The organism is Acrocarpospora phusangensis, from assembly GCF_016862995.1.
In the GTDB taxonomy this organism is placed as follows: domain Bacteria; phylum Actinomycetota; class Actinomycetes; order Streptosporangiales; family Streptosporangiaceae; genus Acrocarpospora; species Acrocarpospora phusangensis.
Window position 1 is genome coordinate 43151 of the sequence record NZ_BOOA01000033.1, and the last position, 15757, is coordinate 58907.

At 69.8% G+C, this 15757-nt stretch carries 15 protein-coding genes and 1 pseudogene; 4 read left to right on the forward strand and 12 right to left on the reverse strand.

Annotated elements, in window-relative coordinates; translation table 11 throughout:
• Positions 1-5: 5 nt before the first annotated feature.
• The 3 genes and pseudogenes from Aph01nite_RS20540 to Aph01nite_RS20550 all read right to left on the reverse strand — a co-directional run bounded on the left by Aph01nite_RS20540 (position 6) and on the right by Aph01nite_RS20550 (position 2819).
• Positions 6-1325: a nitrilase-related carbon-nitrogen hydrolase gene (locus tag Aph01nite_RS20540; protein ID WP_204042550.1), complete on the reverse strand. Its 1320-nt coding sequence runs from the start codon at positions 1323-1325 to the stop codon at positions 6-8.
• Between the two features lie 133 nt (positions 1326-1458).
• A pseudogene (locus tag Aph01nite_RS20545) lies at positions 1459-1752 on the reverse strand (response regulator); the annotation flags it as partial.
• Positions 1749-2819 (reverse strand): sensor histidine kinase, encoded by a 1071-nt coding sequence (locus Aph01nite_RS20550; protein ID WP_239161840.1) that lies wholly within the window; start codon positions 2817-2819, stop codon positions 1749-1751. The pseudogene Aph01nite_RS20545 and the gene Aph01nite_RS20550, both read right to left, overlap by 4 nt.
• Before the next feature lie 139 nt (positions 2820-2958).
• On the opposite strand from Aph01nite_RS20550, the gene Aph01nite_RS20555 reads away from it, so the two are divergent.
• The 3 genes from Aph01nite_RS20555 to Aph01nite_RS20565 all read left to right on the forward strand — a co-directional run bounded on the left by Aph01nite_RS20555 (position 2959) and on the right by Aph01nite_RS20565 (position 5523).
• Positions 2959-3861 carry an RNA polymerase sigma-70 factor gene (locus Aph01nite_RS20555; protein ID WP_275419262.1) on the forward strand — a complete coding sequence of 301 codons (903 nt, stop codon included), beginning with the start codon at positions 2959-2961 and terminating at the stop codon, positions 3859-3861.
• A gap of 208 nt (positions 3862-4069) precedes the next feature.
• Positions 4070-4756, forward strand: a complete 687-nt coding sequence (locus Aph01nite_RS20560) for a sensor histidine kinase (protein WP_204042552.1) — start codon at positions 4070-4072, stop codon at positions 4754-4756.
• Positions 4753-5523, forward strand: coding sequence for an SDR family oxidoreductase (locus Aph01nite_RS20565; RefSeq protein WP_204042553.1), 771 nt, complete (start codon positions 4753-4755; stop codon positions 5521-5523). The genes Aph01nite_RS20560 and Aph01nite_RS20565 overlap by 4 nt, the downstream gene beginning before the upstream one ends.
• Here the strand turns inward: Aph01nite_RS20565 and Aph01nite_RS20570 are convergent.
• From Aph01nite_RS20570 to Aph01nite_RS20605, 8 genes are all read right to left on the reverse strand, one after another.
• On the reverse strand, positions 5508-6119 hold the full coding sequence (locus Aph01nite_RS20570) for an SRPBCC family protein (RefSeq protein ID WP_239161842.1): 612 nt from the start codon (positions 6117-6119) through the stop codon (positions 5508-5510). The genes Aph01nite_RS20565 and Aph01nite_RS20570 overlap by 16 nt on opposite strands.
• Entirely contained in the window at positions 6119-6499 is a 381-nt protein-coding gene (locus Aph01nite_RS20575) for an ArsR/SmtB family transcription factor (protein WP_204042554.1), read from the reverse strand. Before Aph01nite_RS20575 ends, Aph01nite_RS20570 begins: the two co-directional genes overlap by 1 nt.
• Before the next feature lie 39 nt (positions 6500-6538).
• Positions 6539-7375, reverse strand: a complete 837-nt coding sequence (locus tag Aph01nite_RS20580; RefSeq protein WP_204042555.1) for an SMP-30/gluconolactonase/LRE family protein — start codon at positions 7373-7375, stop codon at positions 6539-6541.
• A 14-nt stretch (positions 7376-7389) separates the two neighbouring features.
• Positions 7390-8541, reverse strand: a complete 1152-nt coding sequence (locus Aph01nite_RS20585; protein WP_307836789.1) for a sugar kinase — start codon at positions 8539-8541, stop codon at positions 7390-7392.
• Positions 8538-9185 carry a bifunctional 4-hydroxy-2-oxoglutarate aldolase/2-dehydro-3-deoxy-phosphogluconate aldolase gene (locus tag Aph01nite_RS20590; protein WP_204042557.1) on the reverse strand — a complete coding sequence of 216 codons (648 nt, stop codon included), beginning with the start codon at positions 9183-9185 and terminating at the stop codon, positions 8538-8540. The genes Aph01nite_RS20585 and Aph01nite_RS20590 overlap by 4 nt, the downstream gene beginning before the upstream one ends.
• Positions 9186-9905: 720 nt before the next feature.
• On the reverse strand, positions 9906-10487 hold the full coding sequence (locus Aph01nite_RS20595) for a hypothetical protein (RefSeq protein ID WP_204042558.1): 582 nt from the start codon (positions 10485-10487) through the stop codon (positions 9906-9908).
• A gap of 239 nt (positions 10488-10726) precedes the next feature.
• Entirely contained in the window at positions 10727-11872 is a 1146-nt protein-coding gene (dgoD, locus tag Aph01nite_RS20600) for a galactonate dehydratase (RefSeq protein WP_204042559.1), read from the reverse strand.
• Positions 11869-12600, reverse strand: a complete 732-nt coding sequence (locus Aph01nite_RS20605; protein ID WP_204042560.1) for an SDR family NAD(P)-dependent oxidoreductase — start codon at positions 12598-12600, stop codon at positions 11869-11871. Before Aph01nite_RS20605 ends, dgoD begins: the two co-directional genes overlap by 4 nt.
• Positions 12601-12720: 120 nt before the next feature.
• Here Aph01nite_RS20605 and Aph01nite_RS20610 point away from each other — a divergent pair, with 120 nt between their 5' ends.
• A complete protein-coding gene (locus tag Aph01nite_RS20610; RefSeq protein ID WP_204042561.1) occupies positions 12721-13584 on the forward strand; it encodes an AraC family transcriptional regulator in 864 nt (287 codons plus the stop codon).
• A gap of 13 nt (positions 13585-13597) precedes the next feature.
• Here the strand turns inward: Aph01nite_RS20610 and Aph01nite_RS20615 are convergent, their stop codons facing one another.
• Positions 13598-15754 carry an alpha-galactosidase gene (locus Aph01nite_RS20615; protein ID WP_239161843.1) on the reverse strand — a complete coding sequence of 719 codons (2157 nt, stop codon included), beginning with the start codon at positions 15752-15754 and terminating at the stop codon, positions 13598-13600.
• Positions 15755-15757: the final 3 nt, after the last annotated feature.

The window sequence follows — 15757 nt, forward strand, 5'->3', positions numbered from 1 at the left end:
GGCCGCTACACCGGGCTCGGTGCCGGCAGGCTCGTCGTGGTCCCGCGCCGGGCCCGGAAGCTCAGCCGGGCCGTCGTGCCGAGCGCGAGCAGCAGCAGCCCGGCCGAGGCCCACGCGGCCCAGTCGCCCAGCGCGGTGTACACCGTGGCCGAGCCCTCCCGGGGCAGGCCGGCCGTGACCGTACCGCCGCTGCGGCGCTCGGCCAGGACGCGCCCGCGGTTGTCACTGACCGTCATCAATCCCTCGCGTGCGGCGCGGGCCACCGCGAACCCGTTCTCCACCCCGCGCACGACCGCCATCCGGCTGTGCAGCCACCCGTCCTCGCCGAAGTCCCAGGCGGGCGCGAGGAGGGCGGCGACGCCGGCTTTGCCGTACTCCCTGACCAGGCCGGGGAAGTCGAGGTCCTTGCAGATGATGAGGCCGAGCCGGCCGCCGCCGAGGAAAGCCAGGCTGGTGCCGGGCCGGAACCTGCGCTCCAGGCCGGGGATCATGTGGTGCTTGTCGTAGCGCACCCCCGAGGGGTAGGCCAGGGCGCTGTTGGTGTCCAGGGCGATCCCGGCGACCACGTCCACGCCGGGGCGGGTGAACGGCAGGTCGGCGGTCTTGAAGACCTTCTCGGGCAGCACCACGACTTCCGCCCCGCCGGCCACCGCCGCGTCCATGGCCTCGCCGTAGTGCCGGACGGGATCCTCGGCGGCGTCCGTCGCGATCAGCGCGACCTTCCGTCCCGCGGTGTCGGCGGGCGTCGCGAGCCGCAGGACACCGTGGCCGAGCGTGAGCGCGACCAACACGCCGGAGACCACCGCCGCGCGTGGCCGCAGGGCCGCGACCGAGGCGGGCACGAACAGCAGGAGGAAGGTGATGCCCCAGACCCCGGTGACCGACGCGGTCTGCAGCACCGGCAGGAAGTCGGCCTGTGTGTACGCCAGGCTCCACCAGGCCCCGTGCGGCCCGGCGAGGTTCATGACGTACTCGGCGCTGACCCACACGGCCGGTACGGCTGCCGCCGCCAGCACCGGCCTGCCGCGTACGAGCAGGGCGCGGAAGAGCAGCACGGCCAGGCCGAAGCACAGGGCCGGGCCGGCGATGAGAGCGGCGGCCAGCGCGGGCGGCATTTCGAGGGTTCGGGTGAAGTACGGCCACATCTGGGCCTGGCTGGTGATCCAGACGAGCGTTCCGGCGGCGAAAGCCGTACGGGGGCCGGAGCGGCGGGCCAGGAACAGGACGGGCAGCGGCGCGAGCCAGGTGAGCCACCAGAGGGGGTGGAGGCCGGTGCCGAAGTGCATGAGGACGGCGGAGGCCAAGGTGAGGAGGATGCGTTCCATGCCGACGATCGTGCTTTTCCGCACCCCGTCGGCGCGTCAGTCGCGAGTGCGATCCCGCGCCCGAGGCGACGGTACGCACCGCGTGCGCCAGTTCGTCGCGCCGGATGTCCTTCAGCAGGAAACCGCTCGCTCCCGCCCGGACCGCGTCGTAGACGTACTCGTCGAGGTCGAACATGGTGAGGACGAGCACTCTGGCGGCGGTGGTGGCGCAGATCTCCCTGGTCGCCTCGATACCGTTCTTGATCGGCATGCGCACGTCCATCAGGACCACGTCCGGCTGCAGGCGCCTGGCCTCGGCGACCGCCTCCACGCCGTCGGCGGCCTCACCGACGACCTCCATGTCCGGCTGCGCGTTCAGAATCAGGCCGAACCCGGCCCGGAAGAGGTCCTGGTCGTCGGCGATGAGCACCCGTAACATGTGGATCATTCAAGCGGAAATGCGGCTTTTACCGAGAATCCTCCGTCTCGTCCTGGTCCCGCGCTGAGCGTCCCGCCGCAGGCCGCTGCTCGTTCCCGCATCCCGGCCAGGCCGTATCCGGTGCCGCCGGCGGGGCCCCGCCCGTCATCGGCGATCTCCACGGTCAGGGTCTCCCGCCAGGTCAGCGTGACGCGGGCGGCGTGGACGCCCGCGTGTTTGCGTACGTTGGTGAGCGCCTCCTGAACGATGCGGTAGACAGCGGCCTCCACACTTTCCGCGACCGGACGCGGGTTTCCGGTGGTTCCGCTCTCCACATCCAGGCCGCTGCGTTCGAGGAGGGCGGGGAGGTTGGCCAGGCGCGGCTGGGACAGCGGCTCGCCGGGGCTCCGGAGCGCGGTGAGCAATCCCCGGAGTTCGGTCAGCGCGCTTCTGCCCGTGTCGGCGATCGCGGCGAAAGCCGCCTCGGCCTTGTCCGGGTCGCTGCGCACCACGACCGGCCCGGCCTCGGCCTGCACCACCATCAGCCCGACGGAGTGGGTGACGATGTCGTGCATGTCGCGAGCGATCCGGGTGCGCTCCTCGGCCACGCCCGCGATCTGCTCCTGCTCCCGCCGCCGTGCCCGCTCGGCCAGTTCGGCGGCACGCGAGCGGCTCGCCCGGACGCTGGTGCCCAGCGCGTACGCGGCCACGAAGGCGGTTCCCATCAGCCGGAAGGTCTCGGCGTTCTCCCCCGGCAGCACCAGCGAGGCGCCCACGGCCGCCACGATCGCCGGGATCGCGGCCAGCCTCTTCCAGGTGGGGCTCAGGTCGGCGATCGTGTAGACGGCCAGCAGCGGCCCGAAGGGCAGGAACGGCTTCTCCCACATCACCATGATCGACATGGCCGCTCCGACGACCACCGCCACCAGCAGCGGCGCCCGTCTGCGCCACCACACCGGCGCCGACGCGGCCAGGCCCAAGCCGATGATCCACCACGGTTTGGGATCGGGCAGGAGCAGCGGCCCCAAGGTAGCCAGGGTCACGCCCACCGCGAGCGCTCCGTCGAGCGCCCTCCCGACCCGCCCCACTCCCAACATCCAGCCATTATCCGGATTTATCCGCTTATTGCCGTCACTCTCAGGAGTGATCGTCCGCAGCGGCCGACCGGTCGAAGCTGATCGACGGGCGGGTGAAAGGCTGGAGGGTGCAACTGGCGGGGGAACGGGGGTGATCCTGGTGGGGGACGGTAAAGATCTGGAAGATCTCGACCAGGCCGCGGCCACTTTTCAGCGCGTACGGCCGCGTCTGTTTGGGATCGCGTACCGGATGTTGGGCAGTTCCACCGAGGCCGAGGACCTGGTGCAGGACGTCTGGCTGCGCTGGCAGACCTATGACCGGAGCGTCGTGAGCGAGCCGGAGGCGTTCCTGGCCACGGTGACCACGCGGCTGGCGATCAACGCGTTGCAGTCCGCGCGGGTTCGCCGCGAGACGTACGTGGGGCCGTGGCTGCCCGAACCGGTGGACACCAGCGCCGATCCGCATCTGGGGGCCGAGCGGGGTGAGGCCCTCGGCTTCGCGGTCCTGCTCCTGCTGGAGAAGCTGTCGCCCACGGAACGCGCGGCCTACGTGCTGCGGAAGGCGTTCGACTACCCCTACCGGCAGATCGCCGAGATCATCCAGGTCAGCGAGGTCGCGGTACGGCAGCTGGTGAGCAGGGCCGGCAAGCACCTCGACTCGGGGCGGCGCGCCCCGGTGAGCCGGAACGAGCAGCAGCGGCTACTCTCCGCTTTCGTCACCGCCGCGCGTTCCGGGAACATCTCCGCGCTGGAGGAGCTGTTCGCGGAGGACGTGATCAGCTACTCCGACGGCGGCGGGGCCGTCCGGGCGTCCAAGTTCCCCGTGGTGGGCTTCGTCCGGGTCGCGAAGTACCACCATGCGTTCGCGAACCGGTTCTGGGTCGGCGTCCAGGTGGAGCTGGTGGACATCAACGGGCAGCCGGGCGCGCTGCTGCGGCGCGACGGCCAGGTGTTCACCGTGCTCACCGTCAACGCGTCCGACCAGGGCATCTATCAGATCCTGTGGATGATGAACCCCGCCAAGATCGCCTCCGCTCCCGCGGCGGGGCGTTGTCACAGGTAGGAGGGCTGTCCTGTCTTAGCTGGCGAACCGGATCGCTCCGGAAAGGACTGACGAGATGGGAAAGCACGCGATCCTGGCGCGTCGTAGGCCTTCGGGCGCTGTCACGCATGGATGCCGGACCCTCGACCGCGTCAGCACGACCCTGCCCGGCCGGGCGAGTGGACCAGCGGGCCCGGCTCCCGCCAGCGGTAAATGGAGCTCGGGACCAATGGACAACAACGACTGCGGACTTGAGCGTACGCGACAGATGATGACGGACGCCTCGCACGAGATGCGCACGCCTCTCGCCGGACTCCGCGCCGAACTGGAAGAGGCCCGGCTGCACCCCGACCACACCGACCTGGCCGAGCTCCTCGAATGCGCCCTGCGCAACGTGGACAGGCTCCAGTCGATCATCACTGATCTGCAGCTGCTGGCCCGGGTGGGGGCGAGCGCGCCCATGGAACGGGAGACGGTGAACCTGGCCGAGCTGGTCAGGGCCGAACTCTCGCGGCGGTCGGGCCGCGTCCGTACCCGGATCCGGGTCCGGCGGGAAGCCATCGTCAGCGCCGTCCGTACCGATCTCAACCGGTTGGTGGCCAACCTGCTGGACAACGCGCAGCGGCACGCCCGGTACGGGGTCCGCGTCCTGGGCCGCCGCGACGGCGACACCGTCGAACTCGTGGTCGCCGACGACGGCCCGGGAGTCGCCGAAGCCGACCGCGAGCGAATCTTCGACCGTTTCGTACGGCTGGACGCCGCCCGGGACCGCCGCAGCGGCGGAGTCGGCCTCGGCCTGGCGATCGCCCGCGACATCGCCCTGGCGCACCGGGGGACGCTCCAGGTCGAAGGCTCGCCCCTGGGCGGCGCCCGCTTCGTCCTGCGGCTACCGGCGGCGGAGAGGACCTTGCTGTGAAGATCGTCGTGATCGGCGGGACCGGTCTGATCGGGTCGAAAGTGGTGGCCATCCTCCGTGAGCACGGGCGTCAGGCGGTGGCGGCCTCGCCGAGCACCGGCGTCGACGCCCTGACCGGCGAAGGACTCGCCGAGGCGCTGGCCGGTGCGTACGTGGTGGTCGACGTCTCGAAGCCGCCGAGCTTCGACCACGCCAGCGCACGGGCTTTCTTCGAGACCTCGACCCGCAACCTCCTCGCCGCGGAGGAGCAAGCGGGTGTGACCCTCCATGTCGCGTTGTCGATCGTGGGGACCGGGCGCTGGCCCGAGAACGGGTGGTACCAGGCGAAAGCCGCCCAGGAGCGGTTGATCGAGCAGTCGTCGATGCCGTATTCGATCGTCCAGGCGACGCAGTTCTACGAGTTCGTCCCGGAGATCGCCGCCGCGGCGACATACGACGACACGGTCCGGATGCCGCCCGTGTTCTTCCAGCCCATCGCGGGCGACGAGGTCGCCGAACTGGTCGGCAACGTCGCGATGGGCTCACCGTTGAACACGAAGGTGGAGATCGCCGGACCCGAACTGTTCCGGATGGATGAGTTCTTCCGTGACGCCCTGGCTCCGCGCGAGGTGATCACGGACCCGCACGGGCGTTACTTCGGCGCCGAACCAGGCGAGGAGACCCTGGTCCCGGGCGTGGGCGCGATCTTCGGCATGATCCGGTACCGCGACTGGGCCGGTGACCGGTCCGCGCGGAGCACGACAGGTGGCTTCTACTCGGGGGCGTAGAAGGCGGTGGTGTTGATCACGGCGGCGGTGACCTGGTCCTGGGGAGCTCCGGCGGCCAGGTGGGCGTCGCCCCAGGCGCGGCTGCTGGCCGTGATCACCCGCCTGCCCTCGTCGGTCTGGTGGAAGGTGGCCTCGTCGGGGATCGCGCCGTCGCCGGACAGGAGGTACAGGCTCAGACCGAGCAGGGAGAGGTCCCAGCCGACGCCGGTGGCGCCGGGGCCGTACTGCGACCACATCTCGGGGGGCACGTCGGCGGTGTGCCGGAGCTCGAAGAGGGTGGCGTCGCCGTCGGCGGTGAGGCGAACCTCGACCTCGGAGAAGCCGGGGTTGTCGCCGAAGAGCCAGGTGAGCCGAAGCAGCTTCGGAGGTTCGCAGCGCAGGATCTCGCCGCCCGCGTTGCCTTCCAGCTGGTACGTCCCGCCGACCCGGAAATCACCCGTGACCGGGAGGAACCAGCGGCGCAGCCGATCGGGGTCGGTGCAGGCGGCCCAGACGTCCTCGACGCCGGCGTCGTACGTCCGCCGGACCAGTACGGACTTGCGCGTTCCGTCGGCCACCTCGCGGTGGGCTCGCGTGATCTCGTCGACAATGTCCATCAGGTGTCCTTCGTGTCCTCTGTGTCGTCTGTGTCGTCGTTCGTCTCGTCGTTGCGGCGGCGTTCGCGTTTGCCGCGCGCCAGTTCCGTGGCCAGGGCGTCCAGGCGCTGTTCCCAGAAGCCGCGGAAACGCTCCAGCCAGAGATCGACTTCCTGGAGGGGGGCGGGTTCCACGGCGTAGAGGCGCCGGGTGCCCTCGGCGCGGACCCGGGCGAAGCCGTTGTCGCGCAGGACTCGGAGGTGCTGGGAGACGGCGGGCTGGGAGATTCCGAACTCGCGCTGGATGACGGCGGTGACCTCGCCTGAGCTCAGTTCGCCGGTGGCCAGGAGTTCCAGGATCCGGCGGCGGACCGGATCGCCTAGGACGTCGAACGCGTGCACGAACCGAATGTATTAGTGGATGCTTATATAAGTCAAGAGTCAGCGAAGGAGGAAGGGGGTTGCTGGGCGGCCTGGGATTACTCCGTCGACGGCGAAGACCGCGCCCGCTGGAGCGCCCGAGGTTAGGCCGTATGCGGCGGAGGTGATGAAGAGGCGTCCGTCGGCGAGGCAGACGCTGGTCGGTTGGGGCGTGGGCAGGCTCACGACCCGGTCGATTCGACCGTCGGGCGCGTAGCGGCGCACCTCGGAACCGCCCCAGATCGCGACCCAGAGATGGCCTTCCTCGTCCACAGTCATGCCATCGGGCGAACCATCCTCAATCAACGCGAAAACCTCGGGCTCCCCAAGATCGCCACTGACGGGATCAACCTCATGCCGATCGATCCGGCCTGCGGCGCTGTCGGCGAGATACATGGTCTTCCCGTCCGCTGTGAACGCGGGTCCGTTGGGGATCGCCATCCCCGTTCGTACGGTTGTCACGGTCAGATCCGGGTCCACCCGATAAAGCACTCCACCGCCAGGAGCCGCGTCGTACGCCATACCGCCCGCCCAGAACCGCCCCGCCGGATCGCAGACCCCATCATTCATCCGAGAGGTGCCGGGCAGCGGACGTTCGATCCACTCCAAATGACCGGTCGTCTGGTCCAGGAGCGCGAACCCCTGCCCGGCTGCGGCCAGCCACGTACCGGGCCGCCCCTCGACCGGAGCCACCGCCCCAAGCGGCACATCCACTCGGACAAGCTCCTCAGCCGGACCCGGCCGGTCGATCGAGGCAGCGAGCAACTTCCCGGCAAGAATATCCACGAAGATCAGCCGACCGTCGACCCATCGCGCGCCTTCGCCCAACTCGCAGTCGGTCGGACACCAGACATTCATGCGGTTCTCCTCGTTCAGCGCAGGGTTGATCCGGGCAAAGCGTCAAGCAGGCCGAGTTCTGACCGGGAAGGCAGCCCTTCCCAGTCGCCGGAGGACGCGACAGCGAAGGCCCCCGTGGTGACCGCCCTGTCGAGGCGACCGGTGAGATCCAACTCATCGAGCAGCCCGGAAAGATAACCCGCTACGAAGGCGTCGCCGGCCCCGACCACATCGACGACCTGAACACGCCGGGCCGGAACGTCCACAACCTGATCGGCAGTGTGGCCGCTGGCTCCATCCCCGCCGCGCTTGATGATCACTTCGCTCACACCGGCATCCAGCAACGCAGCCACCCGGTCCCGTTCCGTCGTCGCGGCTCCAGGAGCGACCAGCTCAAGCTCATCATCGGACGCGATGACAACCGACAACGACGACACCAACGGACGCAGCGTCTCGGCCGCCTGCTCACGCCCCCAAAGCCGGGCACGGTAATTGACATCCAGACATGTCAGTACGCCAGACGCAGCAGCCTCCCGCACCACCACCCGAACCGCCTCAGCCGGCCCACGCCCGAGCGCCGGCGTGATGCCAGTGACATGCAGCAACTTCGGCAGCGAATCAAGCGCGGGCAGCACATCATCAGCCACCAGAAACGAAGCCGCCGACCCGGCCCGATGGTAGATCACGCGAGTCAGCTCCCCGACCCGTCGCTCCAGCAAAATAAGCCCAGTAGGCCCACGCTCATCAACACAAGCATGAGCCACATCAACCCCCTCAGCCCGCAAAGTCCGCAGCACGAGCTCTCCGGGCTCATCACCCCCCACAAGCCCCACCCAGCCCACCGAATGCCCCAACCGCGCAAGCCCAATCGCCACATTCGACTCGGCCCCCGCCACCGAAAGCCGCATGGTCCCACCCAGCCGAATCAGCCCATCCGCCCGCAACGCCGCCATCGTCTCCCCAAACGTGACAACGTCATTCCCGGCCCCGCGCCCACTCACAACGCCACTCCGAAGCCGCGAATCGGTTTGCCCAGCGGCATCCCCGGAGCTCCCCAGGCTCACCGAGCCGTCCAGAATAAGCGAATCCGCGCCCGCAGCAGCATCCCGAGCACTGCGCTGACCGACACCGCTCCGGGGTCGCGGATCCACTTCCGCAAGGTCATCCCCGGCGCTCCCCGGGCTCACAGTGCCGCCCGAAAGTCGCGAATCCGCGCTCGCAGCTCCGCGATGCTGCCCCCCGCAGCGGCATCCCCGACCAGCGGCGACCCCACGCCCACGGCGACCGCACCCGCCCCCAGATAGTCGACAGCCTCGGCCACCCCGACCCCACCAACCGGGACGAAAGGCACGTCAGGAAACGGATCCCGCAGCGCACGCAGATGACGCACACCCCCTAGCGACGCGGGGAACAACTTGATCGCCGTAGCCCCAGCATCAAGCGCGCCCACCACCTCAGTCGGAGTAAGCGCCCCCGCCAGTACGGGCAGCCCCAACTCCCGCCCCACCGCAACCGCCGCACTCACCGCAGGCGTAACCAGGAAGGACGCCCCCGCCTCCGCAGCCGCCCGAGCATCGTCCCCGCTGACAACCGTCCCCGCACCGAGATTGGCCCCATCCCCCAAAACCGCCCGCGCCTCACGAATCACACTCAGCGCTCCACCCGTAACCAAGGAGACTTCAACCAACTCCACCCCTTCCTCAACCAGGGCAAGAACTGTACGAAGCGCCGCATCAGCATCCGGCCCCCGCACAATGGCCAGCAGCCGATGAGCAGCCAGCACACCAAGGAACCCCTCGGCCCGCACAACAGATGTGTCCCGCTCAACCATCAACGCCTCCATCCCACAGCCGAGACGCTCACAACGCCCTCAGCACACACAGCGAACAAGTCCCGCCCGATCATCACCGCATCCGCTCCTCAATCGACGAACCGTAGAATCCTCAACCTGCACAACGAGCGGCGCTCCACCGACCGGGCATAGCGCAGTCGGCACGCCAGCCCCGGCTCTTCAACGACACCGCGAACGACACCGCGAGTGCATCCGCCTGGCCATCGACACACCGCCCCACAATCCACGCGCCGGAAGATCCTCGGCTCACGGCAAGCAGGACCGATCGCCGAAGCATCCGTTCCACGAGCGATTCGCCAGCAGCCCCGCGGTCGAACCGCACCGCGTGCCAATTCCGCCTGACTATCAACAATTCCGTCCCAGCCGACGAGCCCGAAGGTCTTCGACCCGAGGCAAGTCAAGCCCGACCGCCGAAGCATCCGTTCCACGAGCGGTCCGCCAGCAGCCCCGCGGTCGAACCGCACCGCGTGCCAATTCCGCCTGACTATCAACAATTCCGTCCCAGCCGACGAGCCCGAGAGTCTTCGACCCGAGGCAAGTCAAGCCCGACCGCCGAAGCATCCGCGCCGCAACTGACACGCCAGACGCCCAACCCTCCGACTGCCGCCACCAGCACATCCCGCCAAGCCATCAATACGTCCGCAGTCCGCGTGCCGAGAGCCGAGGGCCGTCGCGGGGCCAACATGTTGCGCTGGCTCATCAACGCATCCGTTCCGCGGCCACTACGAGTCGCCAGGTCAGCTCTCCGGACGAGGGAATGACTGCCGCCTCATCGGGTCCGGCCTCAGCCAGGTTGAATACCGCACCGAGCATGGGTTCCACGCCGACGCTGCGATACGGCGCTTTTTCGGGAAATCCGCCGAGATTTCGCCATAAAGCGGTGCCGATGGGGACGTCCGGTGGTGCTTCTAGACGTAGGTCTAGGGCGTCGGTCTGGTCTTCCACGCGCACGGCACCGCATCCCAGCACGGCACCCACGGCCGTGCCGTCGTCGGGTCCGAAGCGATCGAGTTCCAAGCCGAACGGGGCAGGCCAGTACCCGTCCAGGTATGGGGCCCCGTCTGGCCAGGCGGGCCCGAGCAGGGGCGCGGCCTCGGGGAAGATTCTTACCGGTGTTCCGTAGGGGGCGATGAGCCGCGCCTTTTCGCCGAGGTCGAGTAGTGCGTGACCGGCCCACAGGAACCTGAATCCCGGGTCGGCGGAGAGCCGGTAGGTCGCGACGATGGCACCGGCTTCGTTGCTGATTGTGCGGACCAGGTCGAAGTTGTCGCAGCTGACCATGCTTTGGGCCGGATAACCCGTCCAGGGTCGACTCCAGGCGTCCCCGTGATCAGGCAGCCCGCGAACGGTGGGCACGCACTCTTCGAGGCCCCCCACATCGACGAACTCCGACCCGGGAACAACCTCGAATCGCGCGGGATCAGGCCGGGACCACAGCCATTCGCGGCCGCCTCCGGACAGTGACGTCCACCGGCCGCCCCGGGCGAGGTCGAAACTCGCCGTCAAAGGAACGCGTCTTGTCACCACTCGGCCACTCCGCCGTCCGTATGCCGCCAGATCGGGTTGCGCCACGTATGGCCGACCTGGTCCGCACGTCGTACCGCGCCTTCGTCGATCTCCACGCCGAGTCCGGGGGCTTCCGGACGCGCGACGTACCCGTCTGTGAAGTGGAAGACGGCGGGGTCGGCGACGTAGTCGAGGAGGTCGGCGCCGTCGTTGTAGTGGAGGCCGATGGATTGTTCCTGGATGAGGAAGTTGGGGGTGGCGAAGCCGACCTGGAGGCTGGCCGCGAGGGCGAGCGGGCCGAGCGGGCAGTGCGGAGCGAGTTTGGCGTCCCAGACTTCGGCGAGGGCGGCGATCCGGCGGGTTTCGGAGATGCCGCCCGCGTGGGAGAGGTCCGGCTGTACGACGGCCACGCCGGCTTCGAGGGCGGCGCGGAAGTCCCACCGTGAGTAGAGGCGTTCGCCGGTCGCGACGGGGACGCTGCTGGCGGCCACCACGCCGGGCAGCAGGTGCGGCCGGTCGGGCAGTACCGGCTCTTCGGCGAACATCGGGTGGTATTCGGCGATGAGCGGCAGGATGCGCCGGGCGTCCGCCGCGCCGGCCCGGCCGTGGAAGTCCACCGCCACGTCGCGGGCCGGCCCGAGGATCTCCCTGGCCAGCGCGACCCGCTCGACCACGCCCGCGATGTCGGCAGGACCGGCGAGTGCGGGCAAGCGGCCGGAGGCGTTCATTTTGACGGCGGTGAACCCGGCTTCCACCCGGGCGGCGATGCCCTCGGCGAGTTCGGACGGTTCGTCGCCGCCCACCCAGGAGTAGACGCGGATGCGGTCGCGGACAGGGCCACCCAGCAGCGCGTACACGGGAACGCCGTAGGTTTTGCCTGCGATGTCCCAGAGCGCCTGGTCGAGGCCCGCCAGGGCGCTGGAGAGCACCGGGCCGCCCCGGTAGAACCCGCCGTTGGCCATGACCTGCCAGTGGTCCTCGATCCGCAGCGGATCCCGGCCGATCAGGTACTCCGACAGCACCTCCACGGCGGCCCGGACGACCTCGGCACGCCCTTCCACGACCGGTTCGCCCCAGCCGACCACACCGTCGTCGGTCTCCACACGGCAGAACAGCCAACGCGGCGGCACAAGAAACGTCTCAATCCTGGTGATCTTCACGCCGAGTCCTTCATCGCCGTCCAGCCGCCATCGACGAGCAGCGTCGCCCCCGTGACATACGAACTCTCCGCGCAGGCTAGGAACGTCACCGCGGCGGCGACTTCCTCAGGACGCCCGAACCGCCCGGCCGCAGTCGCCGCGACACTCCGCTGCCGGTCCTCCTCGCCGATCCCGTCCCAGACAGGCGTGAGAATCGGCCCGGGAAGCACGGTGTTGACGCGCACCTCCGGCCCGTACTCCACGGCAAGCTGCCGCCCCAGCGAGACGAGCCCGCCTTTCGCGGCCGCGTACGCCGGATGCCACGGAATCCCCACCACCGCATGCACCGACGAGGTCAGCACTACGGCGCCCCGGCTCTCCCGAAGCATCCCGATACACGCGCTGACCGCCAAGAACGTGGCTTTCAGGTTGACCGAGAGCTGCCGATCCCAGGCGTCCTCCGACAGTTCGTGCGCCGGAGCCCGGACCACCGTGCTGGCGTTGCTGTGCAGCACGTCCAGCCGCCCGAACTCGGTCCGCGCCATGTCCGCGATCCGCCGCCACGTCTCAGCGTCGGCGACGTCACCCTCAACCGCCAGCAGGTCCGCCCGGTCGAGGCTCTGGCCGGTCAGGTCCACCGCGAGCACCCGCGCACCCTCGTGCAGGAAGCGCTCCACCACCGCGGCTCCGATGCCGGAAGCCGCGCCGGTCACCACGGCGACCTTCCCCGACAACAATCCTCGTCCCATCGTCTCCCCCGTCGTTCCATCAAGTCGGCGAGCGCTAGTCAACACGCGCCCGCCACCCGTTAGGAATGTCCGTTTTGTGTGACTGCCTGGACGATCCGACGCACATGGCATACTGGCGTGATGCCGATCCAGGAAGGGTTCAGAAACCAGCGGCTGACCGTCGTACCTCGCCGCGTGGTGGCCGAGGCGCACGCCCGCCCGGTGACCCGCCGCCTCATGGTCACCGACACCGGCTACTACCCGGTCGCTACGGATCACCTGATGAGAAGACCCAGCGGCATTGAGGAAGCCATCCTCATCGTCTGTACGGCAGGCACCGGCTGGGCCACCATCGAAGGCGTCCAGCACCGCATCGGCTCGAACGCGGCCCTGGTGATCCCCCGCGGAACCCCCCACGCGTACGGCGCGTCCGCCGACAACCCCTGGACGATCTGGTGGTGCCATCTCCGAGGCACGGATCTCCCCGAGCTGATCGAGGAGATCGGCGCGGGCGTGACCCGCCCGGTGGTCTCCATCCGGCGTCTCGACCGCGCCGTAGCCCTGCTGGACGAGATCGTGACCATCCTGGAGCGGGATCACTCGCCGGCCAGCCTGACGGGCGCGGCGGGCGCGGCCTGGAAGCTGCTCACCCAGATCGTGGTGGACCGCGCGATGCCGGCGCCGGGCGACCCGCTCCAGCGTGCGATGGCCTACCTGGAGGAGCGGCTGGACAGCACGGTCAGGGTCGCCGACCTGGCGTCACTGGTCGGCATCTCGCCCTCCCATCTGAGCGCCCTGTTCCGCCGCGCCACCGGCGGCGGCGTGCTCGCGCACCACACCGCGCTCCGGATGGCGCAGGCCCGCAACCTCCTCGACACCACGGACGCGACCATCGCCGACATCGCCCGCGAGGTCGGCTACCCCGATCCGTTCTACTTCTCCCGTCATTTCCGGCGCATGCACGAGACCAGCCCGACCGAGTACCGCAACCGCGCGAAGGGCTGAGCCGTCGGCGCCGTCACGACGCCGCCGAGGTGCTCACCACCCGCAGGAGCACCGAGCGGTCGACGTCCAGGGACGGCGCTTCGACGCCGACGAGCCGGAGCACCCGTCCGGGCAGGGTGACGCGGGTCCGCTGCCACGGCGGCAGCACGACACCGGCGGCGGGCGCGGAACCGGGGTAGACGGCTTCGACGGTGTAGTCGCGCGCGTCGTCCAGCCCTGGCAGGCGGATGCGTCCCGGCGGCCAGGTCGCGGGGCGTTCGACGACGCTGAACGCGTACAGCGCCTCGGCGCGGTCGCCCGAAACGACCCCTTCCAGCCGGTACGCGGCGTCGGCGAGATCGGCGTGCACGACCTCCCCCGAGTGCAGCAGTTCCCGGTGTTCCCTGTGGAACGCGACCCACCGCGCGAGCGCCGCCCGGGTCTCGTCGTCCGCGGTGAGCAGATTCGTCTCCACCCCGAGGTGCCCCCACAGCGCCTTCTCGGCCCGGTAGTCGAGGGGGTGGCTGCGATGGGTGGTGTGCGACTCCTCGGCTCCGATGTGCGTGCCCTGCATCTCCGGCGGGACCAGCAGCCCGGTCCAGCGCTGGATCTCCAGCCGCTCGTGCGGGTCGTTGCAGTCGCTGGGCCAGACCCGGTCGGTGAACTCCAGCACCCCGAGGTCGATCCGCCCGCCGCCGCTGGCACACGACTCGATCTCCAGCCCTGGATGGGCGGCCTTGAGCCGCGCCATCAACCGGTACGCCTGTTCGACCTGCACCCGGACCCCGGGCCGCCCCTCGGGGCTGTGCCCGGCATCCAGCAGATACCGGTTATGATCCCATTTGATGTACGCGATCCCCAGCACCCCGACCAGCGCGTCCATCCGCTCGTACAGGTACGCGTACGCCTCCGGATGCCCCAAGTCGAGCACATGCTGATACCGCGAGGGCAGCCCAGGCCCGTGGCCCGCGTCGAAGACCCACTCCGGATGCAGCCGGGCCAGCTCCGAGTCCAGGTTGACCATCTCGGGTTCGAACCAGAGCCCGAACTCCATCCCCAGCTCGCGTACCCGGTCGGCCAGCGGTTCGAGGCCCTTCGGCCACACGGCGGGATCCACCGTCCAGTCGCCCAGGGAACTGGTGTCGTCCCGGCGTCCCAGGAACCATCCGTCGTCCAGGACGAACCGCTCGGCGCCCATCTCCGCGCCGCGTTCCGCGAGCCGGATCAGCGTGTCGAGATCGTGCTGGAAGTAGACGGCCTCCCACGTGTTCAGCACCACCGGCCGGGGCGAACGCGGATGCTGCGGCCGGGATCGCAGGTGCCGGTGGAAACGCCCGGCCATGTCGTCCAGCCCGTCCCCCCACGATCCGTACTGCCAGCGGCTCTGGAACTCCTCGTCCGGCCCGAGCACCATCTCGCCCGGCAGCAGCAGCTCTCCGGCCGCGAGGTGGCGCGTCCCCGCCGGCGTGAGTTCCGCGGCCAGCACCTGGTTGCCGCTCCACGCGAGGTGCGTGGCCCACACCTTGCCCTGCCGGAACCCGAACCCCCGCTCGCCCGCGACCAGCAGCATCGTGTGCTCCAGCCCCGGTTTGCCCCCGCGCGAGGCGCGCACCCACTCCCCGACCTGGAACGGCCGCCGCTGCGGCACGCGTTCGAGCGCCCACCGCCCGGTCAGGTCGAGGATCTCCGCGGCGTCCGACGGCACCGGCAGCGCCAGCTCAAGCGACCCGATCCGGTACGGCGTCTCGGCCTCGTTCCGCACCCGCGCCCGCTGCCGGACGAGACCGCTGCCGGCGAGCACCTGGATCTCCAGCTCGATCGCCAGCCCGAACTCGGGATCCCGCGCACTGCTGCGCAGCACCGGCCCGTCCCCCGCGTCGCCGACCGCGAAGGTCGCCTCCCGGAAGTACGGCGCCCAGCGCCGGCCGTCACTGTCCCCCACGAGCCCAGGACGCCCGAGCCACCCCTCCGTGAGCTGGGGCAGAACGGGAACCGGCTGCGGGTAGGTCACCGCGCTGTCGCCGATCGCCGGCAACGCCGCCCGGTGCAGATCGGCCAAGAAGGCATCACCGAGCGGACCGAGATCCGTTCCCCAGTGCAGGATGCGCGGCAGGCGTCCGCCGTCGACCGCGACGACGAGGCTGGTGCCTCCGGCGCGCAGGTGGACCGGTGTGTCGTCGAGTTCGTCCATGAC